General features: G+C 63.6%; 22 protein-coding genes and 1 pseudogene. 6 read left to right on the forward strand and 17 right to left on the reverse strand.

Translation table 11 applies throughout. From position 1 onward, the window contains the following. Positions 1-4: 4 nt before the first annotated feature. The 11 genes from JQ591_RS29780 to JQ591_RS29830 all read right to left on the reverse strand — a co-directional run bounded on the left by JQ591_RS29780 (position 5) and on the right by JQ591_RS29830 (position 10,054). Complete coding sequence (locus tag JQ591_RS29780; RefSeq protein WP_211399544.1) at positions 5-916, reverse strand: flagellin; 912 nt, start codon at positions 914-916, stop codon at positions 5-7. A 13-nt stretch (positions 917-929) separates the two neighbouring features. Then, on the reverse strand, positions 930-2,705 hold the full coding sequence (gene flgK, locus JQ591_RS29785) for a flagellar hook-associated protein FlgK (RefSeq protein WP_211399545.1): 1,776 nt from the start codon (positions 2,703-2,705) through the stop codon (positions 930-932). A gap of 18 nt (positions 2,706-2,723) precedes the next feature. After that, complete coding sequence (locus JQ591_RS29790) at positions 2,724-3,197, reverse strand: flagellar protein FlgN (protein WP_211399546.1); 474 nt, start codon at positions 3,195-3,197, stop codon at positions 2,724-2,726. A gap of 9 nt (positions 3,198-3,206) precedes the next feature. Then, entirely contained in the window at positions 3,207-3,467 is a 261-nt protein-coding gene (locus tag JQ591_RS29795) for a hypothetical protein (RefSeq protein ID WP_211399547.1), read from the reverse strand. Between the two features lie 3 nt (positions 3,468-3,470). Then, entirely contained in the window at positions 3,471-4,736 is a 1,266-nt protein-coding gene (gene flgE / locus JQ591_RS29800; RefSeq protein ID WP_211399548.1) for a flagellar hook protein FlgE, read from the reverse strand. A 19-nt stretch (positions 4,737-4,755) separates the two neighbouring features. Continuing rightward, the gene (locus tag JQ591_RS29805) at positions 4,756-5,424 is read right to left on the reverse strand and encodes a flagellar hook assembly protein FlgD (protein ID WP_211399549.1); all 669 of its coding nucleotides are present in this window, start codon (positions 5,422-5,424) and stop codon (positions 4,756-4,758) included. 351 nt (positions 5,425-5,775) lie between these two features. After that, entirely contained in the window at positions 5,776-6,048 is a 273-nt protein-coding gene (locus JQ591_RS29810) for a hypothetical protein (protein WP_211399550.1), read from the reverse strand. Between the two features lie 170 nt (positions 6,049-6,218). After that, the gene (gene fliS, locus JQ591_RS29815) at positions 6,219-6,647 is read right to left on the reverse strand and encodes a flagellar export chaperone FliS (protein ID WP_211399551.1); all 429 of its coding nucleotides are present in this window, start codon (positions 6,645-6,647) and stop codon (positions 6,219-6,221) included. Further along, entirely contained in the window at positions 6,647-8,332 is a 1,686-nt protein-coding gene (fliD, locus tag JQ591_RS29820) for a flagellar filament capping protein FliD (RefSeq protein ID WP_211399552.1), read from the reverse strand. The genes fliS and fliD overlap by 1 nt, the downstream gene beginning before the upstream one ends. Positions 8,333-8,396: 64 nt before the next feature. Continuing rightward, positions 8,397-9,221: a flagellin gene (locus JQ591_RS29825; RefSeq protein WP_211399553.1), complete on the reverse strand. Its 825-nt coding sequence runs from the start codon at positions 9,219-9,221 to the stop codon at positions 8,397-8,399. A 140-nt stretch (positions 9,222-9,361) separates the two neighbouring features. Continuing rightward, positions 9,362-10,054, reverse strand: a complete 693-nt coding sequence (locus JQ591_RS29830) for an RNA polymerase sigma factor (RefSeq protein ID WP_211399554.1) — start codon at positions 10,052-10,054, stop codon at positions 9,362-9,364. A 513-nt stretch (positions 10,055-10,567) separates the two neighbouring features. On the opposite strand from JQ591_RS29830, the gene JQ591_RS29835 reads away from it, so the two are divergent. Genes JQ591_RS29835 through JQ591_RS29845 form a run of 3 tightly spaced genes read left to right on the forward strand, consistent with a single transcriptional unit; the run spans position 10,568 to position 14,911 of the window. Beyond that, on the forward strand, positions 10,568-12,982 hold the full coding sequence (locus tag JQ591_RS29835) for an HAD family hydrolase (RefSeq protein WP_211399555.1): 2,415 nt from the start codon (positions 10,568-10,570) through the stop codon (positions 12,980-12,982). A 60-nt stretch (positions 12,983-13,042) separates the two neighbouring features. Continuing rightward, complete coding sequence (locus JQ591_RS29840; protein WP_211399556.1) at positions 13,043-14,362, forward strand: hypothetical protein; 1,320 nt, start codon at positions 13,043-13,045, stop codon at positions 14,360-14,362. Positions 14,363-14,374: 12 nt separating this feature from the next. Beyond that, positions 14,375-14,911 carry a hypothetical protein gene (locus tag JQ591_RS29845; protein WP_211399557.1) on the forward strand — a complete coding sequence of 179 codons (537 nt, stop codon included), beginning with the start codon at positions 14,375-14,377 and terminating at the stop codon, positions 14,909-14,911. A gap of 1 nt (position 14,912) precedes the next feature. On the opposite strand, the gene JQ591_RS29850 is transcribed toward JQ591_RS29845, so the two are convergent. From JQ591_RS29850 to dctP, 6 genes are read right to left on the reverse strand one after another with little or no spacing between them, the layout of a single operon-like run. Then, complete coding sequence (locus tag JQ591_RS29850) at positions 14,913-16,160, reverse strand: acetyl-CoA hydrolase/transferase family protein (RefSeq protein ID WP_211399558.1); 1,248 nt, start codon at positions 16,158-16,160, stop codon at positions 14,913-14,915. A 7-nt stretch (positions 16,161-16,167) separates the two neighbouring features. After that, complete coding sequence (locus tag JQ591_RS29855) at positions 16,168-17,721, reverse strand: class I adenylate-forming enzyme family protein (protein WP_211399559.1); 1,554 nt, start codon at positions 17,719-17,721, stop codon at positions 16,168-16,170. A 31-nt stretch (positions 17,722-17,752) separates the two neighbouring features. Continuing rightward, entirely contained in the window at positions 17,753-18,919 is a 1,167-nt protein-coding gene (locus tag JQ591_RS29860; protein ID WP_211399560.1) for an acyl-CoA dehydrogenase family protein, read from the reverse strand. A 30-nt stretch (positions 18,920-18,949) separates the two neighbouring features. Next, on the reverse strand, positions 18,950-20,239 hold the full coding sequence (locus JQ591_RS29865; RefSeq protein ID WP_211399561.1) for a TRAP transporter large permease: 1,290 nt from the start codon (positions 20,237-20,239) through the stop codon (positions 18,950-18,952). Between the two features lie 10 nt (positions 20,240-20,249). Next, positions 20,250-20,804: a TRAP transporter small permease gene (locus JQ591_RS29870; RefSeq protein ID WP_211399562.1), complete on the reverse strand. Its 555-nt coding sequence runs from the start codon at positions 20,802-20,804 to the stop codon at positions 20,250-20,252. 35 nt (positions 20,805-20,839) lie between these two features. Then, a complete protein-coding gene (gene dctP / locus JQ591_RS29875) occupies positions 20,840-21,868 on the reverse strand; it encodes a TRAP transporter substrate-binding protein DctP (RefSeq protein WP_211399563.1) in 1,029 nt (342 codons plus the stop codon). 228 nt (positions 21,869-22,096) lie between these two features. Here dctP and JQ591_RS29880 point away from each other — a divergent pair, with 228 nt between their 5' ends. From JQ591_RS29880 to JQ591_RS29890, 3 genes and pseudogenes are all read left to right on the forward strand, one after another. Continuing rightward, on the forward strand, positions 22,097-23,299 hold the full coding sequence (locus JQ591_RS29880; RefSeq protein WP_211399564.1) for a CaiB/BaiF CoA transferase family protein: 1,203 nt from the start codon (positions 22,097-22,099) through the stop codon (positions 23,297-23,299). A 27-nt stretch (positions 23,300-23,326) separates the two neighbouring features. Beyond that, a pseudogene (locus JQ591_RS29885) lies at positions 23,327-23,797 on the forward strand (MaoC family dehydratase); the annotation flags it as partial. Continuing rightward, on the forward strand, positions 23,797-24,648 hold the full coding sequence (locus JQ591_RS29890) for an HpcH/HpaI aldolase/citrate lyase family protein (protein ID WP_211399566.1): 852 nt from the start codon (positions 23,797-23,799) through the stop codon (positions 24,646-24,648). The pseudogene JQ591_RS29885 and the gene JQ591_RS29890, both read left to right, overlap by 1 nt. Positions 24,649-24,662: the final 14 nt, after the last annotated feature.

Raw genomic sequence — 24,662 nt, forward strand, 5'->3', positions numbered from 1 at the left:
TGCCCTATTTCAGATAGCTCGAAAGATTCAGGCTCAGGATCTTGCCAAGCGCCGAATAGGACGCAGTAAGTTGCGCCTCGTAGGTCGAGAGCTCCGCCGTAACGGCAGCGACGTCGACGCTGGTGAGGTCGCTCGACAAAGTCTCGGCATAGCTCTTGTAGTCGCTCTGGCGGGCGCTGGCCGTCTCGATCGAGGACGCCGCGCTGGAAAGCTTTGCCTGCACGGCCGCCGTGTCGTCGAGCGCCGTGCCGGCAAGATCGAGCGCGCTGGAGATGTCCGCGGACGACAGCGAGGTGCTGTTGGCGACGAATTTCAGCACACGCATCACCTCCTCGAACGCCGAATTGTCGGCGGTTACACCATAGGAGACGGTCTCACCAGCGCCGACACGCACCGAGGCGATCTCGTCGTCGCCCCCGTAGTAACTGCTGTCCGCCGTGGCCAGAGACCCCGCCCCCGACGAAAAGCCCGTGAGATCGACCGGGGCCGTGTCCGTCTTGCCGCCGGCAAAGACATATTGACCGTCATACTGCGTGTTCATGATCGCCCCCATCTCCTCCAGCAACTGCTGGGCGGAGCTGATCACCGAGGTCGCCTCGGTCGAGCTTCCGGTGGAGGCGGCGCTGAGCTGGGAGCGAAGCTGCGTGATGATGTCGGTGATCGAGCCGACCGCCGAATACATCACCTGCACTTTGCTGTCGGCCAGCGTCGCAGCATCGATATAGGACTGCGCGCGCGTCACCGAGACTTGGAGGTTGACGACGTGCTGCGCGTCCGAACCGTAGCCGCCGATATCGCTCGAGATGATGCCGGACGATTCCTGGACCTGCTTCTCGGCCATGACCGCCTGTACGCGCATTGCGTCGGAGATCATCTTGTTCGACTGCGCGAAGGTCGCGACCCGCATCGCCACCATGCCCGAGTGCCTCCTATGTCGACTGCACGGCAGAGAGCAGCGCCGAGTACATGGAGTTGATGGCCTGGATCAGCGCGGAGGCCGCCGAATATTTGTTCTGGAGCGTGCTGAGTTTCGCCGATTCCTCGTCAAGGTTGACCCCCGACTGCGACGACAGCGAGTTCGCATAGGTCGACTGCGCGATATCCTTGGCGGTGTAGTTGGTGGAGGCCTGCGACGACTTGCTCGCGACATCGGACACGACGGCCGAGGCGTAATCGGCGAGGGAGCCGGTGGTGGCGGCGAGCCCGCCGGTGGAGGAAAATGTCCGGGACTCCGTCAAGGCATCGTAGAAGGCATTGACGACGGTGGCAGACCCCGACGACAGCACCGCGCTGCCGACCGTCAGGCTCGACGAAGCGTCCAGTGTCGCGAGCTGAAGCTCGTTGGTTCCGGACAGGATCTTGCTGTTGACCGCGATATCCGACGCGCTCGTTCCCGTCACCAGATCGTTGAGACCGAAATACTCCGAAAACCCCTCGCCGGAGCTTCCCACCGAGCTCGTCATCTCGTTGATGGCGACGCCATTGCCTGAGCCGGTCGCCGTGATCGAGAGATGGCCGTCCGAATCGACCGATGCGGAGAGTCCGGAGATTCCGTTGATCGCGGTGACGAGATCGCCGACCGTGGAATAGGACGAGAGGTCGAGATCACCGTAGGTGACCAGATTGCCGCTCTGGTCGGTGGAGGCGATGCGCACCGAGCCGGTGGCGGAGAGCGCCGTGCTGCTGGTGACGGCCGTCGTGCCGGTCAGGCTGGTCGGCGCCGGCACCGAAGAGGCGCCGTTCGAGACGCTGTTCATGGCCGAGGCGAGCTGCTGCGCGAGCTGGTCGAGCTGGGACTGCGCCGCCGGCAGGGTCTTGTCGCGAAGCGTGACGAGCGCGCCGATGTCGCCGCCGGATATCTGGGAGGTGATATCGACGCCGTTCACCGTGATCGCGCTAAAACCGCTCGACGATGAGCCGGCGCTGTAAGTCGTCGACGCCGTCACGTTGGCCGCGGCGGTATAGCTGATCGTGTGCGCGGAACTGTCGACCAGCGCCTGGCCGGACGTGGTATAGATCTGGAGATCGCCGTTCGACGTCGTGAAATAGCTGATGTTCATCTTGGAGGCGGCGTCCTGGAGCGCGGTGTTGCGCTGGTCCTCCAGGTCCGCGGTCGATTGGCCGGCCGCCGCCGTCTGCTTGATCGCGGCGTTGAGATCCGCGATCTGCTCAAGATCCGTATTCACATCGTCGATCGAGGACGAGATGTCCTGGTCGGCGTCGCCGCGGAGCTTCTGGATACCGCTCGACGTCTCCCGCAACTGGCTCGCGACGTCATCGAGCGCGCTGACGACGTTGGATTGCAGCGAAGCGCTGCTCGGCGTGCTCGCCAGGGACGACAGCGCCGATTCCAGCGTGGCGATGCTGTTTGCGAGCGAGGTTCCCGTGGAGCTTCCATCGGTGCTGCTGGTCGAGCCGTAGAGCTTTTCAAGCGAGGTCAGATAGGTGTTGGTCGTATCGGCCGAGCCGAGCTCGGAGGTCGCCCCGACCAGCGACTTCAGCAGCAGCTTGTCGACGGTCGAGGAGATACCTGTGACGGTAACGCCAGTGCCTACACCGTTGGTGACGCTGCTCGACTGGTTGGCGGTCTTCTCGGTGTAGCCCGTCGTGTCGGCGTTCGAGATGTTCGACGACGTCACGCTGATCTGCACCGACGTGGCCGACAGCCCGCTGAAGGCGATCGATCGTGCGATATTGAGTGACACGGCGAGATCCTCGAATCGTCAGGCGCTGCGGCTGGTGCCGCTGGAGACGGGGCGCGCAGCGACCCGGCCGGAAGCGCCATAGGGCGACACCGCCGCGATCTGCTCGCGGATCGCCTGCATGACGGCCTCGATCCGGCGGTTGCTGGCCTCGATCGCCGCGCGCAGGCGCACCAGGTTCTCGTCCATCGCCGTGCGCAGCTTCAAGATCCGCGCCAAGAGCTGCTCGCGCAGGATCCGGTCCGGTACGTTCAGGCTGGTCGTGCCCGCAGCACATTCGGCAACGGTCTGCTCGAACATCTCCGCCAGGCGATTCTTCTCGTCGACCTGCTTCAGGCGCGAGGCCGGCAGGCCCTTGGCGAGCTCGGCATTCTCCTCGGCGACCAGCGCAGTCAGCGTGTCGATCAGCGCGATCAGCGACTTGATCCGGACGTCGCCATTTGCGGCGCTCGTCCTCGTGGCTTGGCTCTTGGCGTGGGCTACAGTCATGGTCATCGCCTTCTTCTAGTTATTCCGTTTGCCGCGGCTGACCTGCGCATTGCGCAGGTACGCGGCGATCGCAGTCGTCCTGACGGTTGCTTGCCTCATCTCGCCCTCGACCTCCGCGCATTCCCGCAACAAGCCGCGGCGCGCCGTCTCGACGTCGTCGATCAGTGCGAGCAATTGCCTGCGGTCGCCGCCTCTGACGGTCGCGGCCCGTGTCACCAGCCGTTGCAGCCGGCGCAGCAGGGCCTCTCCGACAACCCTGGACTCTTCACTGCGCACCACTCACCTCATCGCCGAGATCAGGGTGTCGTACATCTTGTTGACGGTCGAGATGACCTGGGACGCGGCCGAATAAGCCTGCTGCGCCGAGATCATGCTCGAGAACTGGCTGGACGTGTCGGTGGTCGAAGATTCCAGCTCGCTGCCGTAGATCGTGCCCGCACCGTTCTCGCCGGAGGCCTGCAGGGCGGCGTTGCCCGACGTCACCGTCGCCGAATAGATCCCGTCGCTGGAGGCGGCGAGCCCGTTTGGGGCGGCGAAGGTCGCGACCGCGATCTTGTAGATCGCAATGGTCTGGCCGTTGGAATAGGTGGCGTCGACGACGCCGTCGTCGCCGATCGATATGCTGGACAGCTTGCCGTAGGACAGGCCGTCCGAGTCGATGCTGGTGACGTTGACCGACGGCGTGGTCTCGCCGGACGCGTATTGCGTCAGACCGTCGGTCTTCCCGGCGGTGCCGAGATCCATGGTAATCGTGCTGTCGGCCGCGCCGTCGGTCCAGCCTGTGATCGAGACGGTCGCCGGGTCCGGGCTGGTGCTGGCCAGCGAGCCGTCGCTGTTGAAGGTGATGTCGATCGTGCCTGACGCCGTGCCGGTCGCGGTCGTGGTGTCCGAGGCCGTGGTCGGGTTGGCGAAGCTCGCGCTCCAGGTGTTGGTGCCGGTCTTGGACCAGGTGATCTGCATCGAATTCGCGGCGCCAAGCGAATCGCAGACCGTCATCGAGCTGGTATAGGTATCGCCCGTCGCGGCATCCGAGGGCAAATTGGCTGCGATCGTGGTCTTGGTGGTGGCACTGCCGCTGGTCGATGCGACCTGGGTGTTGATGGGCTCGAGGTTGCTCGCCGTTTCGTTGCCGACGACGTTGCCGTCCGCGTCGGTGCGCCAGCCCTCGAGGTAATAGCCGTTGTTCTGGAGATAGCCGGCATTGTCGGTGGTGAAGGCACCGTTGCGTGTGTAGGCGACGGTGCCGCCCGACTTGGCGTCGGTCACAACGAAGAAGCCCGAGCCCTGGATCGCGATGTCCGTGGCGTTAGAGGTCGCAGCCAGCAGGCCCTGCTGGGTGATGTTGGAGCGGCCCGACACGGTGACGCCGCCCGAGGCATAGGAGGTGGTGTTGCTCGACGCGGTCACGAGCGCGTCGAACATCCCGGACGCCGTCTTGTAGGCGGTCGTATCGGAATTGGCGATGTTGTCGCTGATCATCGACAGGGACTGGCTCTGCGCACTGAGTGCCGAGATCGCCGAGGATAATGCACCGGTCAGACTCATGGTAGAACTCCGGAAGAAATCAGGATGTGACGCCGATGATGTTGGCGGCGCTGACGGAAATGCCGTTCACGGTAAGCGAGGGGGTCGAGGTCGAGGTGTCGATGCCGGTCACGGTGCCAGTGACGGTCGTGTAGTTGAGGACCGAATTGCCGGAGGAATTCGTCGCGGTCACCGAGATCGTGTACTGGCCGCCGTCGGAGAGCTGGTTGCCGCTGGAGTCCTTGCCGTCCCAGGTGAAACTATTGGAGCCGGAATTGCCGGTCCCGGTGCCGGTGTAGACAACATTGCCGGAGGAATCCGAGATGCTGATCGACACGTCCGAGGCGGCCGAGGACAGCGAGTAGCCGAACGTCGCCGAGCCATTGCTCAAGGTCGAGGTGTCCGTCTTCGCCTCGACGGTGTGGCCGATGTAGTTCACGGAATTCAGCGTCACGAGGCTCGAGAATGAGCCCGCGAGCGACGAGAGATTGGAGTTGATCGACTGCTGAGAGGTGAAATTCGCATATGAGGTGAGCTGATTGACGAGGTCGGTGGTCGAGGTCGCATCCAGCGGATTCTGGTTCTGGAGCTCGCTGACGAGCAGGCTCAGGAAATCGCTGGATGTCAGCGTCGAACTGGACGACGTGCTCGACGACGACGATGTCGTCGTCGTGGCGGTCGACGCAGAACTCGTGGCGGAAACGGTCATCAGAAACTCCGGCTTCCTTGCGTTGCCGGCGACGACATGTCGGTCGGCGGCGCTTGAAATCTGTGTGCTGATGAAACGGCTGGGCGTGCGAAGTCAGGCGGCGATTCACGTACGCAAAAACAGCTTTCGACACGGCAAAATCTGCCGCGTGCGCGCGTGTCAAAGCAGCGATGATGTCAGGGTCGCTTGTTGCGGCGACGGAGCCGCGCTTCCTCGCCTCACTCGCGGCAAAGCAATCGCATACAAGATGAGGGTTCGGGGTGCCGACGCTTCCACCGCGTCATTGGCCTGCGAAAGCTTTTGCTGCCGCAACCACAACGAGGTGAAGATACGGGATTTCAGAAGAGCCCTTCAGCTTTCCGCCGTCTCGCCCTCGGTGCGCGGCTCGGCGGTGTCGCCCTTCATTTTCGCGGCAGCAGTGACGATGCGGTCGGCGAGGCCTGCGGGCGCGCGGACCGGGGGTGCTGCAAGCGCGCGGCGCAAGACGCGCGACTCTTCCAGCAAGGCTTGCGCGGCGGCAGACCGCGCCAGCAGCTCTTCGGCGGGTATACGCCGATCGTCTGGCCAGAGGGAGAGATCCTCGCCCAGCCGATCAATCAGTTCCTCAAACTCGGTGACGTCCATCGCCCGCCGGTCCCGCCTCGGTCAGGCCACGTCATAAAGCATTGCTGGCGCGGCGGAAACCGGATTTCGGCGGGTTTGGGCCCCAAAACCGCCCGCAGCACTACGGAAAGCGTCCGAAACGACCGGCCGCAGATTCGCCGGTGCGCTCCGGAATCGGGCAGCCCGCGCTTTCAGCCCTTGCGGACCGAATCGGCCGGCGCGGTCTTGCCTCCGCGCAAGGTCGCATCGACGTGCTCCCAAGCCTCCCGTAACTCCGTGAGCCCGGCGATGATGCGCCCAAAACTCTCGCGGGCGTGCGGGCGACCGTAAGCCTTGAGGCATGCCAGGATCATCGCGTTGTAGGTCTGGAACAGCCGCTCGGCCACGGCGCCGCCCTTGGTGAAATCGAGATTGTGGCTCAGCCCGCGCAGGATCGCGGCCGCCTTCATCAGATATTCGTGCCCCTCCTCGAAGCGCCGCGCTTCCTGCGCGGCCAGCGATTTCTGGAGGAAGGTGATCGTGCCGCCGAGCAGCATCGAAATCGCCTTGAGCGGCGGCACGCTGGTTGCCGCCCCCCGGTAAGCCTGGTTGGCCATGTACGCCGTCGGATTATGCATCATCAATTACTCGAGCTGGAATTGAGCAGGGCCTTGAGATAATCGAGCGTGCTGTTGGCGCTCTCGATCGCCGACTGGTATTTCGCGTATTGCGTCTCAAGCCGCGACTGCAGCGTCGACGCCGCACTGTTGATGTCGTCGACCTTCTGCTGGAGCTCGTCGTCGCGCGTCGTCAGGCTGGTGATCTGCGTTTGCAGCGCGCCGGACGACGACGAGTAGTTCTTCGCGATCTGATAGAGCTGCGTCGCAATGCCCAAGGTCGACGTCACAGTGATCGACTGCGAGGTCGAGCCGCTATAGGTGAAGGCCATGCCGGCATAGATCGAACCAGAGGCGCCGATGATCGTGGTGCCGCTGACGGTGAAGAGCGATGAATCGCCGCCGATCGAGGCCGAGCTGAGATTGCCGGAGGAATCGACCGTCAGGTCCAGAGTGAAGGACTGCGGCGAGGTTCCGGTATTGACGACGCTGAGCTGGCTCGACGAAGTCGTCGTCTGAGCCGACAACAGGGTGGTCACACCGCTCAGATTGGTGCTCAGGATATCCGACAGCGTAGAGGTATCGAGCTCGAGCTCGTTGTTCTCGTTGAAGGACAATCCAAGGTCGGCCATCGTCAGACCGCCCACGGTGCTGTTGAGCCCGCCCTGGAGCTGATCCATGATCTCGCGCACGGTTCCGTCGCCGAACAGCACCGCACTCGAGGACGCGGTACCGTCCGTGTCGGTCGCCTGCTGGGCAATGACTTCGTCGCGAAACGCGTTGTAGTTGGTGACGAACGTCTCCAGCGCCGATTCGATCTGGCTGGTGTCAGTCTCGATACTGATGTTCAGCGTCGCCCCGTCCGGCGTCTCCTGGAGCAGGCTGAAGGTGACCCCATTCAAAACGTCCGTGATGTCGTTGGTGCTGCGAGTCATCGTGATGCCGTCGAGCGTGAATTCGGCAGCCTGCGCCTCCTGGAGCACGTCGGCGAAGCTCCCCGAACTGTCGGTCACGCCGAGCTTGTTCAGAATGTCGTCGCCAGACGTGCTCGAATAGGTGATGTCGGCGGCATCCTCCATACCCGTCAACACCATCTCGTACGAACCGCTGGAGACCTGTACGATCGACGCCTGGACGTTGGTTGTCGAGGTCTGGGCATTGACGGCATCGACGATATCCTGGAGCGACATCGTGCTGGTGACACTGATATCGGCCGTACTGCCCCCCTCTAGGCCGATTGAAAACGTGCCGGCGTAGCCGAGTTCGTCGGTTTGGCTCGACTGCGACGTACCGACCACCTTCTGCGCGGTGGCGAGCTGGCTTATCGTCAGCGTGTGGTCGCCGATCGCAGCCCCGCTCTTGATGGTCATGGAAAGCGCCGACGATGCGCTCACGTCGCCGGTAGAACTGATGCTGGCCGAGCGCGTCGCAAAAGCGCTGGTGGACAGCGAGTTGACCACCGCGGTCGAAAGCGACGCCAGCCCCGAATACAGCGTCTTCAGATCGCTCTGGAGCGTCTGATAGGCCGAGATCTTGGCTTCATTGTTCGTAATCGTGGTCGAGATCGTGTCCGCCTGCGCGGTCTTCGCGTCGACGGCGGATTGGATCAGCGCCGTCCAGTCGATGCTGCTCGAATTGGTGGTTCCGCTCGTCGTGACCGATACGCCCGACGAACTTGTGCTGCTGGTGCTCGAACTGACGCTGGTCACTTTGCTTGGCCGCCTCTGGCAGAGAGGGCCGGGCCGGCATCATGCCGGCCCGGTCAGTTGATCATCAGCCCAGGAGCTTGAGGAGGTACTGCGGCATCTGATTGGCGGCGGCCAGCGCCGACACGGCGGCCTGGGTCTTCACCTCGGCCGAAGACAGCTTGGACTGCTCGGCCGCGATATCCACGTCCTTGATCGCGGAGTTTGCCGACTGGAGATTCTGCGTCTGGGTCGAGATCGAATCCGACGAGAAGTTGAACCGCGATTCCTGGGCACCGATCGAGGCGCGTGCAGCCGAGACTGTGTCGATCGCGGTATCGAGGGCGTCGAGCGCCGAAGTCGCGCCGGACTGGGTGCTGACGTCCAGCGAGGTGACGGCGAGCGACGACGCCGTCAGGCTGGTCAGCGTGATGGTGATGGTGTCGGAGCCGTCCGAGCCGACCAGCACGGACACGCCGGACGAAAATACGCTGGTGCCGTCGAGCAGACTCTGGCTGGAATAGCGAGTGCCGGTCGCGATCGAGTCGATTTCGTCGTTGAGCTGCGAGAATTCCGATTGGATATAGGCGCGGCTGGAGTCGGTCGTGGTGCCCGAGGCCGATTCGGAAGCCAGCGACTTCATGCGCGCGAGAATGTCGGAGATGTTCGAGGCTCCGCCGTCGGCCGTCTGCAGGATCGCGTTGGCCTGCGAGGCGTTGGTCGCGGCCTGCTGCAGCGTGGTGACGTCCGAGGAGATGCGCGTGGAGATCGCAAGGCCCGCCGCGTCGTCGGATGCCGAGGTGATGCGCGAACCGCTCGACAGCTTCGAGAGCGAGCTGCTCTCCTGAGCGGAGTTGATGTTGAGATAGCGGACCGCGGCGTTGGCGGCGGTATTGGTGTTGATTGCGGGCATTGAAGGCTCCTGTGCTGATGGGCATGGCGTGCCGCATCGTTGAAGACGATTGACGACGCGGACCGCAGCCCCGTCCGTTCGCTCAAACGGCAGAGCGCAAGGAGATCAGGCGCGAAATTTTCACAGGGCCAATTTTATGGTTAGCAGTCGGTAAACGCGGTGCGGATGTCGCGTTCGTGCTTGCGCAGGAGCTGGCGAAGCTGCTGGCGGCCGCGCTTGAGCAGCGACTCCACGGCGGCCACCGTCGTGTCCATCACCTGGGCGATCTCGCCGTTGCTCATACTCTCATGGTACGACAGGATCACCGCGATGCGCTGCTGCTCGGGCAGGCGCTGCATCGCGACCTCCAACATGCCGTTCAGCTCGTTGCGCTCGAGGATCTCGACGGCGCCGGGCTGGGCGTCGGCGACTTCGGGCACCGTCTCGACATTCTCGTTGCGCGGCTTGCGGCGCAGATCAATGCAGCGGTTCGAGATGACACGGTAGAGCCAGGTCGAGAACTTGGCGCGGCCGTGCTGCCAGCGACCGCGATGGCTCCAGATCTTGAGCATGGTGTCCTGCACCACGTCCTCGGCGTCCGCCGTGTTGCCGACGATGCGCAGCGCGATCGCGTAGGCACGGTCGATGTGGCGCACAACCAGCGCGCGGAACGCGACCTCGTCGCCGGCCGCGAGCCTGTCGAGGAGTTCGCTGTCCTCGTCGTAGACGACGTCGGCGGTGACAGGCGCGCTGTCCGGCGCGAGCGGCACAGACGGCATCACCGGCACGATCGCATCGACCGGCGTCGTGATCTCCGCCTCAGCGGGAGCCCAGACATCAGCAGCGTAACTCATCCCGCAATCTCCAACCCGCAATGCCGGCAGCGCACATGCCACACGGCTTCCAGGCGTTGAACGCGGCGCCAAAACAATCCAGGCGGCGATTTTTTGTTATTTTTCAAGATCTTAGTCGGTATCTTTTGCCGAGTGTCGGGCAATAATTGCCGACTGCTCGCGTTTCTCGCGCATCACATCTGCGATCATCGCATCGTCTCGCGCCATGGCGGATCATCCATCCTGAACAGATGCACTCGGGGAAAACGCTGACATTACGCGACACTAGGTGATCGAACACGACACGCGCTCTGCGCGTGAAGAAGAGATTGTTTCCGAGTGTGAATGAACGCGAGACGACTTCTGCACTCGGCAATTTTTTCCGAATCACCTTTTTCGAACCTAGCGTTTTTTTTGAATCTGTCAGTCGCGACGAACGCGATTTTGAATCGCGCGTGAACTTTTTTTTGCATTTGTGGCGCCTGACTCCGCGCCTGCGCACGTTAATCGTCCTGGTGGACGGGGAATTGCCGCATGAAGATCGCAACGGCCGGCGCGGAGCGCCGCGGCCAAATTGTTTCTGCTTGGTCGTTCGATGTTTTCGATACGTTTCTGCTTCGCGCCTGCACGACGCCGGATGGCGTATTTGAAAGGAGTTACGAGCTTTCCGACATTTCACGAACTTGTCCGAATGTTTCCACGAGTTTCGTTCAGCATCGAATCCAGGCCGAAGCGCGTGCGCGCCGGACCGCGAAGGCGAAGCGCGGCGGATGCGAGGTACACATCTCCGAGATCTATTCCTGTTTTCCGTTCAGGCTGTTCGGCCTCACCCGCCGTCACCTGAACGATCTGGTCGAATCGGAGTTCGCCGCCGAGATCGAGCTCTGCCGCGCCAATCCCGACATGATCAGGCAATATCTGGACATGAAGCGGGCCGGCCACCGCGTCGGGTTCATCTCCGACACCTATTGGGATTCCGACCAGCTGGCGCGGCTGCTCCGGGCCTGCCATCCCGGACTGACGTGGGACTTCCTCTACGCGTCCTGCGATCATGGCACCAGCAAGAGCGAAACCCTGTTCGCCACATATCTCTCCGAGCAGGGCATCGACGCCACCGCCTCCTTTCACGTCGGCGACAACGACAAGGCCGACATCAAGGGGGCGAAGCGCCACGGCATTCGGCCCCGCTATTATCCGCAGGCGACCGCGCAATTGGCCTCGAAGTTTCAGCGAGAGACCACCCTGTTTGAACTGCTCTGCCATGGCGCGCCGTCGCGGCTCGATCGTGGCGCGCGCACCTTGCGGCGCATGGTCGCCGCGCGTAGCGCCGAGAAATCTCCGGCGTTCCACCTCGGGCTGACGGTGCTGGGCCCGGTGATGGCGGCCTTCGACGCCTTCGTGACGCGGCGCTGCGAGGCGGTTTCCGGTCCCGGCCGAAAGGTCACGCTCGGCTTCCTCGGCCGCGACGGCTTTCTGCCGCACCGGATCTGGCGGGACCTGCACGGCATGAGTTCGGCCTATCTCGAGATCAACCGCCGTGTCAGCCTGATCGCATCGGCCGACACCATGCGGCCGCTGGTCGATCTCCTCAGCAAGGTCTTCAAGATCGATGCACCGACCTTCCGCGACATGGTGAAGATCATGCCGCCGAAGGCCGCGGCGTTCTTTGCCGATTTCCCCGGCGGTATCGCCTCCGGCGAAGCGCTCGCCAAGGCGCTCCCCGGACTGATGGATCCCGCCGAAATCGCCGAACTCGCCGCAGGCTTGCGCGCCCGTCTGCTCGCCTATCTCCGCCTGGCAATCCCCGGCTTCGACGAATGCACCGATCTCGTCCTTGCCGATCTCGGCTATTCCGGCAGCGTGCAGAAGGCGCTGCGCCGCATCTTCGACCTGGAAGGCATCAAGATCCGCCTCCACGGCGCCTATCTGATGTCGCTCGACGACGCCTTCGACGACCTCGCCGAAGACGACAGTGCCGCCGGATTCATCTCTGACCTGGTGGTCACGCCGCACGTCAAACGCATGCTGATCCGCAACATCGCGCTGCTGGAGCAGGCCTGCTGCTCCGCAGATGGCTCCGTGCGAGATTACGACGGCGGCGCGGTGCTGCGCGAGATCAATCCGCGTCCGGCGGAGCAGCTGGCGCTCGCAGCGGAGATTCAGGCCGGCGCGCTGGCCTTCGCGGCAAGCGCGAACGACGTTGCGCTCGACTATGGCCTCTATCCCTATGCTGCGTCCGACGTCGCCGCGCGCTGGTGCGCAGCGACATTGGCGCGGCTTCTGCTGCTGCCCGACGACGACGAACTCGCGCTGCTCGGCACATTGAAGCATGACGTCAATCTCGGCACCCACGCGCTCGCGCCCATGCTCGACGCAAACTTCGTCCGCGACCAGATGGCAGCCCGCGGCCTCTCTGCCGCCTGCGCCTCGGCGGCACCACCGATGTGGCTCGCCGGCAGCTTTGCCGAGCTGTCGCCGTCCTACGGTTACCTCTATGTGCTGTTCGGCGCCAACCGTCTGCCCGCCGACGTCTTTGAGGAGAGACCCTGTGGCCCGGTTCAGGTCGGATTGTTCGGTGCCGGCGGCGATGCGACGCTGGAGACCGCGACCGTCCACCGCACCGGTCTCGGCGAGTTGCGCCTGCGTATCCCCCTGTCGCGCACCATGGCGATCACCATGATCGCGTTGCCGCTGGCAAAATTCGCGCCCCAAGGGCTTCTTCACGGCGTCACCGTGCAGCAGGGCGACGACGTGCGCGACGCCGCGGAGAGCCAGGACGTTGTCAGGATCGCGGCCGAAAGCCTGATCTACGCGGGCGTGCACCGGGACGGTGACCATTATCGCGCCGAGACCGTGGACGGCTGCCTGCTGATCCCCGTCGCCCCGATGACGGAAGATATCGCGGTCTATTCCGTGGCAATCACACCGCTCGGCGCCAGCCCGAAATAATGCGCCTGATCACGCCACCCGGAACGTTGAAGTCCAAGGGCTCGGACTGGGGGTACGGAATTGACGGACGGGACGCACGAAGACCTTGATCTGCTGCTGCAATCCAGCGGCGTCAAGCTTGGCCGGGCCCAGCGCGATCGGCTGGACTGGCTGGTCAGCCAGTACGGCACGCCGACGTTCGGCGATCTGCCGGAGAGCCGGCGAAATGGCGTCATCATCCTCAAGGAACCGCCGAGCGGCGCGGCGGCCGAACTGTTTTACCGCTCGCTCACGCCCGGCTGCGCTCTCGTCATCCCCAGAAGCGAGAATCCCGGCTTCGATTTCCTCAAATCCAAGTTGACGGAATTCGGCACCGTCGGCCCCTGCGGCGCCGACGGCCCGCACGAGATGTGGTGGGGCGGCATCGGCTGGTCGAAATTCCTCGCCGCGGCCGACGCGTCCACCGTCCGCCCGCGGATCGTCTCCTGCTATCCGCGCGGCGACGACGCAACGGCGGCCTTTGCCTTGCGGCGCTCGCTCGAGCGGTTTGACGTCGCCTGCCATATCGAGGCGATCGAGACCGAGTTCAGCGACCGCCTCCTCTGCTTCGAGAAGGCGGAGTTCATGACGCGCATGTGGAACAAATATCGTGAACCGCTGCTGTTCGTCGAAGCCGGCGCGACCTTGCGCGAAGCGCCGCTGCTGCCGTCCTCCCTCGGCTGCGACGTCGCGCTGCACAAGTGGAACCGCTGGGAGATGTCGGCGCGCACGCTCTATTTCGGCCGCTCCAAGCGCGCTGAAATGATGCTTCGCGCATGGCAGCAGCTCGCGGCGTCCTACCCCGCCATCTGGGAGGGCTATCTGCTCGACCAGGCCTGGAGCTTGACCTCGTCGCAGGTGCCGCTCGACACCGTGTGGCTGCCGCGATCCTATCACGCGCTGAAAGGCGATCTCGGCGCGTCGCGCGCCACGATTCTACACGACCGGCAGACGACGACCTTGGAACTCGGTCCCGATCCCGGCTTTGCAAGCATCGTACGCTCCGCTCGCCGTGCGGGCCGCACCGGCGCCCGCGATGCCTTCATGGTCATGACCGCAAAGCCCGAGACCGCCAACGGCGTCGCCGTGATCCTGCGCGACATCTCGGCCAGCGACGCGGGCGCGGTGGCCGCGACGGTCGAGGCCGTGACTGGCGCCTATGCCGCCGATAGCGGCGGATACGGCCGGCTCGAGCTGTCGCTCTGCGCCTGGCAGGACGACATCGGCGCCGCGCGCGACGCCGCCGCTCTCGCGCACTATCGCATCCTGGAGGTCGCGCCGGGACAGTGCATCGGCAACGATTTCTTTGCCGCCCACGCTTCCGACGCGGCGGTCATGACCGCACGACACCTCTTTCCCTGACGGACATTACCAATGCTCAAGACCATCATCCTGCTCACCGACACCGTGCAACAGCAGCGGCCGCTGGCCAATCTGCTCCGCGAGCACAATCACGACCTCGCCTTCTGCTCGGCGCTGCGTCCCCAGGACCTCGCCGCGATCGAACCGGACGTGCTGAGCGAAGCGCGGCTGGTGTCCTTTGCAGCCGACGTCGCCGTCTCCGAAAGATTCCTGCTCCAGCTCGGCTACGGTGCCTACAAGTTTTACGCAGCGCCGGTGCAATATCCCGGCTTGATGCCGGCACCCGACGAAAGCGACGAAGATCCGCGCTGCTACTCCGTGATCGCGCAATCGATGACGATCTGGCCAGATTTCAAGAAAGTGGTCGGCCTCGAAACCGTGACGGTCCCTGATGGTACCGTTCCTGCCGAGCGCGAGCGGCTGGTATTCTCGCACCTTGCCCATCTGTTCTGGCGGATGTCGGGCATGATCGCCGGTGAGGCGACGGATCTCCCCGGGATCATCGAGTCCAGCGAGAGCCAGCGTCCGACGCTCGCGATGATGAACTGAGCTAACGCACGGAGCCACGAAGCTGCGCCGATAGCGCGTCGCGGTGATGGGGCGCCGCGATCGCGATCATGCGGCGCGCACGCTCGGCAAGGCCGCAGCCGCGCAGCTCCGCAATACCCCATTCGGTAACGATGGCATCGACATCGGCGCGAGGGGTCGTCACCGTCTCGACGTCGGCGACGATCCGGCTGGTCCCGTCGGACGCCGTCGCCGGCAGCGCGATGATCGCCCTGCCCCCGCGCGAGTCATTGGCACCACGCACGAAATCGAGCTGCCCGCCGATCGCACCGATGGCGACGCCATTCAGCGTCTCGGAATTGACGCTGCCATCAAGCCCGACCTGGAGTGCCGAGTTGATCGCGATCAGCCGGTTGATCCGCGCCAGCACGTCCTGGCCGTGTGTGTATGACGTCGGCCGCACCGAAACAGCCTTGTTCTCGTGCACGAAGCGATAGAGCCGCTGCGTCCCGATCACCTGGTTGGTAACCGTGATTCCGGCATCGATCTCCTTCTCCGCATTCGTCACCGCACCGCACTCGATCAGATCAACGACGGCGTCGTTGATTAGGCCGGAATGGATTCCGAGATTGCGTGCGTGCGAGAGCGAGGAGAGAATCGCGTCCGGGATTCGACCGACGCCGAACTGAAGCGTGCTGCCGTCGTCGATCAGGCCCGCCGCATGCGCTGCAACGCGCCGCGAAATATCGTCAAGCGGCGGCGAACCCAATTCGACCGGCCTGCGGCGGGCGGGCACGCGCACATGGATCGTCACGTCCGGGGGCCATTCCGCTCCGAACGTAAAAGGCGAATCCGGGTTGATCTCGGCGATGACGAGGCGTGCACCGCGCGCGGCATCGACGACATAGTCGTTGGAGAGGCTGGCGCTGAGCTGTCCTTCGGCATCCGCGAGTTGCACCAGAACGACATCGGCCGTGTGGCTCCGCGCGGCAAAGTCGGCACAAAAGGCGCTGTAGTTGCTCGGAATCACCTCGAGCCGTCCGGCCTTGGCAAGTCGCCGCGCATTGCCGATCACGCCGTAGCTCATGAACGACACGTTGGGCGCGCTGCCTGCGGGAAACGTCTCCGAGAACACCGGTCCGACCATCAAGCGGAAGGGCGGAAGACGGGCCGCTTGTGCCATCAGCGCCTCGGTCAGGGTGACAGGTTCAGCCGTTGCCTGCCCGCACACGACGAGGTCACCCTCACGGACCAGGCTGGAAAAATCGATCGGCGACGCGGGCTCGGGCATCGCCACCTCAGTCGATCGGCATGAGGCGCACGGAGGATTCGCCGAGCAGCGTGCGCAGCTCCGTCTTCACGATCTTGCCATAGCTGTTCTTCGGCAATTCGTCGGTGAGGTAATAGTGCTTCGGCCGCTTGAAGCGGGCGATCCAGGCATTGCACATCTGATCGAGTTCGTCCCGCGTGACCGCCCTGCCCGCGACGGGAACGACGACCGCAACCACCTCCTCGCCCCATTCCGGATGCGGACGGCCGATGACCGAGACTTCGGCGACTGCCCCATGCCGCAACAGCACTTCCTCGACCTCGCGCGGATAGATGTTGGTGCCGCCGGAGATGATGACGTCCTTGGAGCGGTCCTTCAGCGTGAGGAAGCCGTCGGCGTCGAAAGCGCCCATGTCGCCGGTATAGAGCCAGCCGTCGCGCAGCGTGTTCGCAGTCGCCTCGGGATTTTGCCAGTAACCGGACATGACGGTATCGCCGCGCACGATGATCTCTCCGATCTCGCCCGATGCGACGTCGCGGCCCGCCTCATTCACGGTGCGCACCTGTACCACGCCCTGCGCGATCCCGACCGAAGCGAGGCGTTCCTCGTGGCGCGGATGGCCGGCGTCGAGATGCATGGATTTCGGCAGGTAAGTGATGGTCATCGGCGTTTCACCCTGGCCGTAGATTTGCGCAAGCTTTGGTCCGAACACGGCAAGGGCGGCCTTGCAATCGGCAACATACATGGGGCCGCCGCCATAGATGATCGTCTTCAGCCCCAGCGCGGTCGCGCCGGCCGCTTCCGCCGCGACCGTCAGGCGCCGCACCATGGTCGGCGCGGCGAAGAAAGAGATGCCGTCGCGCTTCGCTGTCAGCTCCAGGATCTCATCCGGCTCGAAGCGACCGCTCTCCGGAATGATCTGTGCGCCCATGCCGAGCACGTGTGGCACCATGTAAAGGCCGGAGCCATGCGACATCGGCGCGGCGTGCAGCAGCGCTTCGCCCGGCACGACCGGGTTGATCTCGGCCAGATAGTTCAGCGACATTGCGAGCAGATTGCGATGGCTGAGCACGGCCCCCTTCGGACGCCCGGTGGTACCGCTGGTGTAGAAGATCCAGGCGGGATCGGTGATGGCAACATCGGCGATGGCGATGCCGTCGGTCTTTTCGAGACCACGATGCTCGGCCGAGCCAATTTCGACGATGCGCGGCTTGGCCGCAACAAGTGCCAACGCTTCCGAGGCAACGCTCGCCATATCCTCGGTCACGAACACCACCGCAGCACCCGAATTGTCGAGGATGAACGCGACCTCGCGCGGATGCAGCTTTGCGTTGATAGGAACGGCGACCAGTCCCGCGTGCCAGCAAGCGTAGAGGCAGGCGACGTAATCTGGAACATTTTTCATCAGCAAGGCGACGCGGTCGCCATTGGCCAGACCAAAGCACTGCTGCAGCGATGCAGCCAGCGACGCCACCGTCGTGGCGAGCCGGCCGTAATCGGCGACCGACGTCAAACCCTTGAACAGCGCGGGCGCGGAAGCGTCGAGCTTGGCGGCACGCAGCAGATGGTGAGCGAGGTTCATGGCAATCCTGCCGAACGGTGCGCGCGTCAGCCTAGTAAGACTTGGCCAGTCCAAGCACCTTTTCCGCAATAAAGCTGAGCGCGAGCTGCGGGCTGACCGGCGCGATACGCGGGATCAGGACTTCGCGCAAGTAACGCTCGACGTGGAACTCCTTGGCGTAGCCGAAGCCGCCATGGGTCATCACCGCCTGCTCGCAGGCGTGATATCCGGCCTCACCCGCAATGTACTTCGCGGCATTGGCGGCGCCGCCGCAAGGCATGCCCTTGTCGTATTGCCAGGCCGCCGACATCACCATCAACCAGGCCGCCTCGAGCTCGACCCAATTTACGGCCAGCGGATGCTGAATGCCCTGGTTCTTGCCGATGGGCCGGTTGAACACGACGCGGGTCTTGGCGTATTCGGTGGCGCGCGACAGCGCGAGCTTGCCGAGGCCGACGGCTTCCGCCGCGATCAGGATGCGCTCCGGGTTCATGCCTTCGAGGATGTACTGGAAGCCTTTGCCTTCTTCTCCGATCCGGTCTTCCATCGGGATCTCGAAATCCTCGAAGAACAGCTCGTTGGAATCGACGGCCTTGCGGCCCATCTTCTCGATCTCGTGGACCTTGATCTTGTTGCGGTCGAAGTCCGTATAGAACAGGCTCAGCCCATGCGTTGGCGAGCGCACCTCCTCCAGCGGCGTGGTGCGCGCCAAAAGCAAAATCTTGTGTGCGACCTGCGCGGTCGAGATCCACACCTTCTGGCCGTTGACGACGTAGCGGTCGTTCTTGGCGACCGCGCGGGTCTTGAGCTGCGTGGTGTTGAGGCCGGTGTTGGGCTCGGTGACGGCAAAGCACGCCTTCTCGCGGCCCTCGACCATCGGCGGCAGCATGCGCTTGCGCTGTTCTTCGGTGCCGAACACGACAACGGGATTGAGGCCGAACACGTTGATGTGCACCGCGGAGGCGCCGGACATGCCGGCGCCGGATTCCGCGATCGCACGCATCATGATCGCGGCTTCGGTGATGCCGAGCCCGGAGCCGCCGTAGGCTTCGGGCACGCAGATGCCGAGCCAGCCGGCGTCGGCGAGCGCCTTGTGGAAGTCGTGCGGAAAGCCGCCGTCGTGGTCCTTCTCCAGCCAATAGGCATCGGGAAAGCCTTCGCAGATCTTCGCGATAGCGTCGCGAATGGCCTCCTGCTGATCGGTGAGCGCGAAATCCATGATGGTCTCCTTGCTGGAGGCTCGTTAGTTCTAGCGCCCCATCTGCGAGGGCAGCCAGAGAATGATAGACGGAAACGCCACTAAAATCGCGATGGCGATCAGGTGGGCGATGAAATGCGGGAAGGTGCCGTGGAACACCTCGGCGACCGGCCGCTTGGCGTAGCGGGCGACGATGAAGCAGTTGAGCCCGACCGGCGGCGTGATCATGCCGACTTCGGCGGTGACGATCTTGATGACGCCGAACCAGATCGGATCGAAGCCGAGCGTCTTGATCAGCGGCAGCACGATCGGCACCGTCAGCACCAGGATCGCGATCTGGTCCATGAACGAGCCCAGCACGATGTAGCCGCACAGAATCAGCGTGATGATCACCCAGCGCGAGGTGGGCAGCGAGCCGATCCAGGCGACGAGGTCCTGCGTGACGTGGGTCAACGTGAAGAAATAGCCGAAGATCGAGGCACCGACGAGAATCGTCACGATCATGCAGGTGCCATGGCAGGCGCTCAGCAGCGCCTTGTAGAGCGAGCCAGGCGTAACCCTGCCCTTGGCGATGGCAAGCACCAGCGCTCCCGCGGCGCCGAGAGCCGAAGCTTCCGTCGGCGTCGCGATGCCGAGATAGATCGTGCCGGTGACGAGCGAGAACAGCAGCACCATCGGGCCGACCTGCCAAAGCAATGCGAACCGCTCCCGCCACGGCACCGGCTCCACGCGCGGGGCTCGCGAAGGATCCTGCCAGACCAGGAAGCCGATCGTCGCCATGATCGTTGCCGTCACGAGCATCGCCGGAATGATGCCGCCGATCAGCAGCTGCCCGATATTGACTTCGGCGAGCAAACCGAAAATGACGAGCGCCACGCTGGGGGGGATCAGCATGGCCAGTGTTCCCGAGATCGCCACGACGCCGGCCGCCATCTTGGGCTCATAACCCTGTCGGATCATCGCCGGGAGGCTCGTCGAGGCCAGCGTCGCTGCGGACGCCGTCGAGGTGCCGCAGATCGCGCCAAAGCCCGCGCCTGCCAGCGCAGTCGCCATGCCGAGCCCGCCGGGAATGCGGCCGACCCAGGCAGATGCCGTCTTGAACATGTCGTCGGCGACACCGGACAGCAGGACGAGATCAGCCATCAGCAGGAACATCGGGATGGTAATCAGTTCATAGGACGAAACCGTCGAAAGTGGCGCCGTCTGGAGAATGCCGAACAGCGTGCCAGTGCCGCCGACCATCAGCAGGCCGATCGAGCCGGCGAATCCCATGGCGAAACCGACCGGCGTACCGATCGCCAGCAGGAGGAAGAGCAGCGCAAGAACGATGATGACTGTCATGAATGGGTCGCTACTCGAACGAGTTGGCTTCGCCGGTCCCGGTCTCGGGCGGCAGGGGATAGAGATCATGACCGCTCACCAGGCTGAGCCCGTGGCCGATCAATTGCAGCGCCAGACGCAACACCAGCACACAGCAGCCGAACGGCACCAGCGCAGCCGATATCCACGTCGGCCACGGAATGGCGCCGGCGAGCACGTCGTGCTGCTGGTAGTTCTCGAGCGCGCGCTCGAACCCGACCTTCGAGATCAGGACGAAGACGAACAGCCCCGTGAGCGCGGTCACAACCTCTGACAGCCGCCGGCCCGCCGGCGGAAGGCGTGACAGCAGGATGTCCACGCCGACATGCGCATGCACGCGCAAGGTATCCGACAGCGTCAGGAAGAACACGCCGGCAAGGAGATAGAGTCCGATCAGATCATAGGTGAATGAGAACGGACTGTTCATGACGTAACGCATGAACACGTCGGCCACCACGAGCGCCATGATCGCAAAGAGAGAGATCGCCGCGATCACCGTCAGCGCGCGCTCCAGCACGCCGAGCACATCTGCTGCTCGCTTGATCATCTTCGACGCCTCCCTTCCGCTTCGATCGTGCCGCGCTACTTCGCGCCGCCGGCGGCGAGCAAACCCTCGAACTCCTTGAGCGCGGCAGAAGCCTGCTTGCCGCGGCTGTCCAGCCCGGTCGCCCATTCCTGCGCGACGCCCTTGAGCTTTTCCTTCATTTCCGTGCGTGTGGCATCCGGAAGCGCAGTGAAGCTGATGCCCTGATCCTTCATCTTCTGCCGCGTGACGTCCTGCTCTTTGTCGACATCGGCACAGGCCTTTGGCGCGATCGCCTCCGACGCCTCGTCCATCGCCTTCTTCACATCGTCCGGCAATTTGTCCCAGACCGATTGATTGATCGAGTAGGCGACGATGAAGCTGCCGAAGCTGACGCCTTCGGTCGCATACTTGACGAGCTTGTCCAGGCCGTATGCGACGACGCTGTCCATTGGGAACAGAAGCCCGTCCATGGTGCCGCGCGACAGCGACTCATAGGCATCCGGCGCGGCCATGCGCACCGGCACAGCGCCGAGCGTACGCACGGTGAGATCCTGCGCGCCGCCGGTGGTGCGCAGCTTCAGGCCAGCCATGTCCTTGATCGTCTCGACCTTCGCCTTGGCGGTCCACACCTGGTAGGGCGGCAGCACCACGGCCATCAGCAGTTTGATCTTGTTCGGCGCGTATTCCTGCTTGGCCAGGATGCCTTCCCGCGCGGTCTTCCAATAGGCGAGTGTGCCCTGGCAGCTGGTCTGGAATGAGCCCGGCAATTGCGCGACCTCGGAGAGCGGCATCTTGTCCGAGACGTAGGACGGCCCGATGTAGCCGATGTCGATTACGCCGGACTGGGTCAGGCGCAGCATGTCGGTGGCCTTGCCGATCTGCTGGTTCGGATAATGGACAAAGGTGACAGCGCCGTTGGTCCGCTTGGTGACATCCTCCATCCACGGCTTGAGCATGAGACGGACGAGATAGTGGTCACCGGGGAAGCTATCGGCGACCTTCAGCTCCAGCGCCTGGGACGACATCGTCGAGATCGGCAACGAGAGAGCGAGCGCTGCGACGACCCAGACCAGATTCCTCTTCATTTCGTTCTCCTTGACGCGTCCCCACGCCGAAGGCGGCAGCTAAACGCTGCAGCACCGTCCGGCCCTCACTCCAATTCGTGCTTGAGGAAAATGTACATATATGTGAATTTATATGTCAAGTATATGAACTATGCATAGAGCTATGCGCCGCAGTGCAGGGAGGTCGAATTGACATCCGCAATTTCTGAACTCTAACTCCACGTATATGAATTCATCTAACGAGGCCCCATGGGACCGCTAGCCGGCTTCACCATTCTCGACCTGACCTCGGTGCTGATGGGCCCCTATGGCACCCAGGTGCTGGCGGACATGGGCGCTGAAATCATCAAGGTCGAAAGCCCCGAGGGCGACATCGTTCGCCAGATCGGTCTCGGCCGCACGCCCGGAATGGGCGGGATGTTTCTCAACGCCAACCGCGGCAAGCGTAGCATCGTCCTCGACCTCAAGAAGAAGGAGGGGCGCGACACGCTGCTGCGGCTCGCCAAGCGCGCCAACGCACTCGTCTATAATGTGCGCCCGCAGGCGATGGCGCGGCTCGGCCTCGACTACGAGACGCTGGCCGCGGTCAATCCCGCTCTCCTCTATGTCGGCGCGTTCGGCTACGGCCAGTCCGGCCCATATGCCGCAAAACCCGCCTACGACGATCTGATCCAGGGCGCGGCCACGATCCCGACGCTTCTCGCAGCCGCCGGCGACGGCACGCCACGCTACGTTCCCGTCACCATCGCCGACCGCATCGTCGGACTGATGATGGTCAATGCCATCATGGGCGGATTGATGCACCAGCAGCGCACCGGCATCGGCCAACGCATCGACGTGCCGATGTTCGAATCCATGACGGAGTTCGTGCTGGTCGATCACCTCGGCGGACTGACCTACGACCCGCCGCTCGACCATGGCGGCTACGCCCGCCTGCTCTCGCGCTATAGAAAGCCCTACAAGACCAGCGATGGCTATCTCTGCGTCCTGATCTACAACGACAAGCACTGGCGCAGCTTTTTCGAGGCGATCGGGCAACCGCATTTCCTCGATCAACCGCGCTTTGCCAACCACGCTGCGCGCACGAAGCATATTGACGAGATCTACGAAGAGATCGGCCACATCTTCGTCACGCGCACCACTGCGGAATGGCGCGGACTTCTGGAGCGCGCCGATATCCCGGTGATGCCGATGCACACGCTGGAGACGATTCTGGACGATCCGCATCTCAATGCGATCGACTTCTTCAAGACAGTGGATCACCCCGTGGAAGGTCGCATCCGCCAGATGCGCGTTCCCTCGACCTGGAGCGTGACCCAGCCGGAGCCAGCCGGCCCCGCGCCGACACTCGGCCAGCACGGCCGCGACATTTTGCGTGAGGCCGGCTTCTCGACCAAGGAGATCGAACGGCTCGCAGAGCAGAAAGCAGTTCACCTGGCGCCGCCGCCGTAAGAAGCGGACGCCGGCAAAAAATCAAGACACAGGGAGGAAACCGCGATGGCCGGACTTTATTTCGAAGACTTTTCCGTAGGCCAGGAGTTCAGGCATCCCCTGACGCGGACCGTCACGGAGATGGACAACACCATGTTCAGCCTGCTGACGCTCAATCCGCAGCCGCTGCACATCGACGCACATTTTTCGGCCCAGACCGAGTTCGGCCAGCGCATTTTCAACAGCCTTTACACCCTCGGCATTATGATCGGCATGACGGTCTATGATACGACCATGGGGACCACCGTTGCCAATCTCGGCATGACCGACGTCACTTTTCCGAAACCGGTCTTCCATGGCGACACCCTGCGTGCGACGACGAAGGTGCTTTCGTTGAGGGAATCCAAATCGCGCCCCAAGGCGGGCATCGTCGAGTTCGAGCACCACGCTCTCAACCAGAACGACGAGATCGTCGGCAAATGCCGCCGCATGGCGATGATGCACAAGAGGCCGGTCTGATGCGTTCGATGCTGTTCGTGCCGGGCGACTCCCCGCGCAAATTCGAGAAGGCCAGTGAAGGCAAGGCCGACGCGCTGATCATCGATCTCGAAGATTCCGTCGTCACCGACAAGAAGCCGGAGGCGCGCGGGTTGACGCTGGCGATGCTGAAGGGCCGTAACAAGTCCCATCAGCTCTATGTCCGCGTCAACGCCCTCGACACCGGCATGACCCTCGCTGACCTCGCCGCGGTAATTCCAGGCAAGCCCGACGGCATCGTGCTGCCGAAATCGCAGGGCGGCGACGACGTGCGGCAGGTCGCGACCTGGCTCGAAGCTTTGGAAGCTGCGGCTGGTATCGCAATCGGTTCAACGCGCATCGTCTGCGTCGCGACCGAAACCGCAGGATCGATCTTCGGGCTCGGCAGCTACAAGGGCTGCTCCCCTCGCCTCGCGGGCCTGATGTGGGGCGCGGAAGATCTTTCGGCCTCGCTCGGCGCCACTGAAAAAGCGTCAGGCGGCGTGTTCCACAGCCCTTATCGTCTGGCACGCGATCTCTGCCTGATGGCGGCCGCTGCGGCCGAGGTCGCGCCGATCGACACCGTCTATACCGACATCGACAATCTGGCGGGCCTGGAGCAGGAAACGCGCGCCGCGCGGCGCGATGGATTCTCGGCAAAGGCGCTGATCCATCCCAAGCATGTCGATGTCGTTAACGCCGCCTTCGAGCCGACCGAGGCCGAGCGCAATTGGGCGGAGAAGGTGATCGCGGCGTTCGCGAGCAATCCGAACTCCGGCACGTTGCGTCTCGACGGCCAGATGATCGACAAGCCGCATCTTCGCGCCGCGAAGAAGATCCTCGGCCAGCCCTAGATCAGGACGCAAGC

Source organism: Bradyrhizobium canariense, assembly GCF_018130465.1.
Lineage (GTDB): Bacteria > Pseudomonadota > Alphaproteobacteria > Rhizobiales > Xanthobacteraceae > Bradyrhizobium > Bradyrhizobium canariense_C.

Excerpts from the sequence above, each read along its gene's own strand:
- JQ591_RS29860 (WP_211399560.1), bottom strand. The coding sequence starts at position 18,919 with ATGGATTTCGCGCTCACCGATCAGCAGGAGGCCATTCGCGACGCTATC.
- JQ591_RS29855 (WP_211399559.1), bottom strand. The coding sequence starts at position 17,721 with ATGAACCTCGCTCACCATCTGCTGCGTGCCGCCAAGCTCGACGCTTCC.
- JQ591_RS29870 (WP_211399562.1), bottom strand. The coding sequence starts at position 20,804 with ATGATCAAGCGAGCAGCAGATGTGCTCGGCGTGCTGGAGCGCGCGCTG.
- JQ591_RS29850 (WP_211399558.1), bottom strand. The coding sequence starts at position 16,160 with ATGCCCGAGCCCGCGTCGCCGATCGATTTTTCCAGCCTGGTCCGTGAG.
- JQ591_RS29810 (WP_211399550.1), bottom strand. The coding sequence starts at position 6,048 with ATGGACGTCACCGAGTTTGAGGAACTGATTGATCGGCTGGGCGAGGAT.
- JQ591_RS29835 (WP_211399555.1), top strand. The coding sequence starts at position 10,568 with ATGAAGATCGCAACGGCCGGCGCGGAGCGCCGCGGCCAAATTGTTTCT.
- JQ591_RS29825 (WP_211399553.1), bottom strand. The coding sequence starts at position 9,221 with ATGCCCGCAATCAACACCAATACCGCCGCCAACGCCGCGGTCCGCTAT.
- dctP (WP_211399563.1), bottom strand. The coding sequence starts at position 21,868 with ATGAAGAGGAATCTGGTCTGGGTCGTCGCAGCGCTCGCTCTCTCGTTG.
- JQ591_RS29805 (WP_211399549.1), bottom strand. The coding sequence starts at position 5,424 with ATGACCGTTTCCGCCACGAGTTCTGCGTCGACCGCCACGACGACGACA.
- JQ591_RS29845 (WP_211399557.1), top strand. The coding sequence starts at position 14,375 with ATGCTCAAGACCATCATCCTGCTCACCGACACCGTGCAACAGCAGCGG.
- JQ591_RS29780 (WP_211399544.1), bottom strand. The coding sequence starts at position 916 with ATGGTGGCGATGCGGGTCGCGACCTTCGCGCAGTCGAACAAGATGATC.
- flgE (WP_211399548.1), bottom strand. The coding sequence starts at position 4,736 with ATGAGTCTGACCGGTGCATTATCCTCGGCGATCTCGGCACTCAGTGCG.
- JQ591_RS29865 (WP_211399561.1), bottom strand. The coding sequence starts at position 20,239 with ATGACAGTCATCATCGTTCTTGCGCTGCTCTTCCTCCTGCTGGCGATC.
- JQ591_RS29890 (WP_211399566.1), top strand. The coding sequence starts at position 23,797 with ATGCGTTCGATGCTGTTCGTGCCGGGCGACTCCCCGCGCAAATTCGAG.
- JQ591_RS29880 (WP_211399564.1), top strand. The coding sequence starts at position 22,097 with ATGGGACCGCTAGCCGGCTTCACCATTCTCGACCTGACCTCGGTGCTG.
- JQ591_RS29830 (WP_211399554.1), bottom strand. The coding sequence starts at position 10,054 with ATGAGTTACGCTGCTGATGTCTGGGCTCCCGCTGAGGCGGAGATCACG.
- JQ591_RS29790 (WP_211399546.1), bottom strand. The coding sequence starts at position 3,197 with ATGACCATGACTGTAGCCCACGCCAAGAGCCAAGCCACGAGGACGAGC.
- fliS (WP_211399551.1), bottom strand. The coding sequence starts at position 6,647 with ATGATGCATAATCCGACGGCGTACATGGCCAACCAGGCTTACCGGGGG.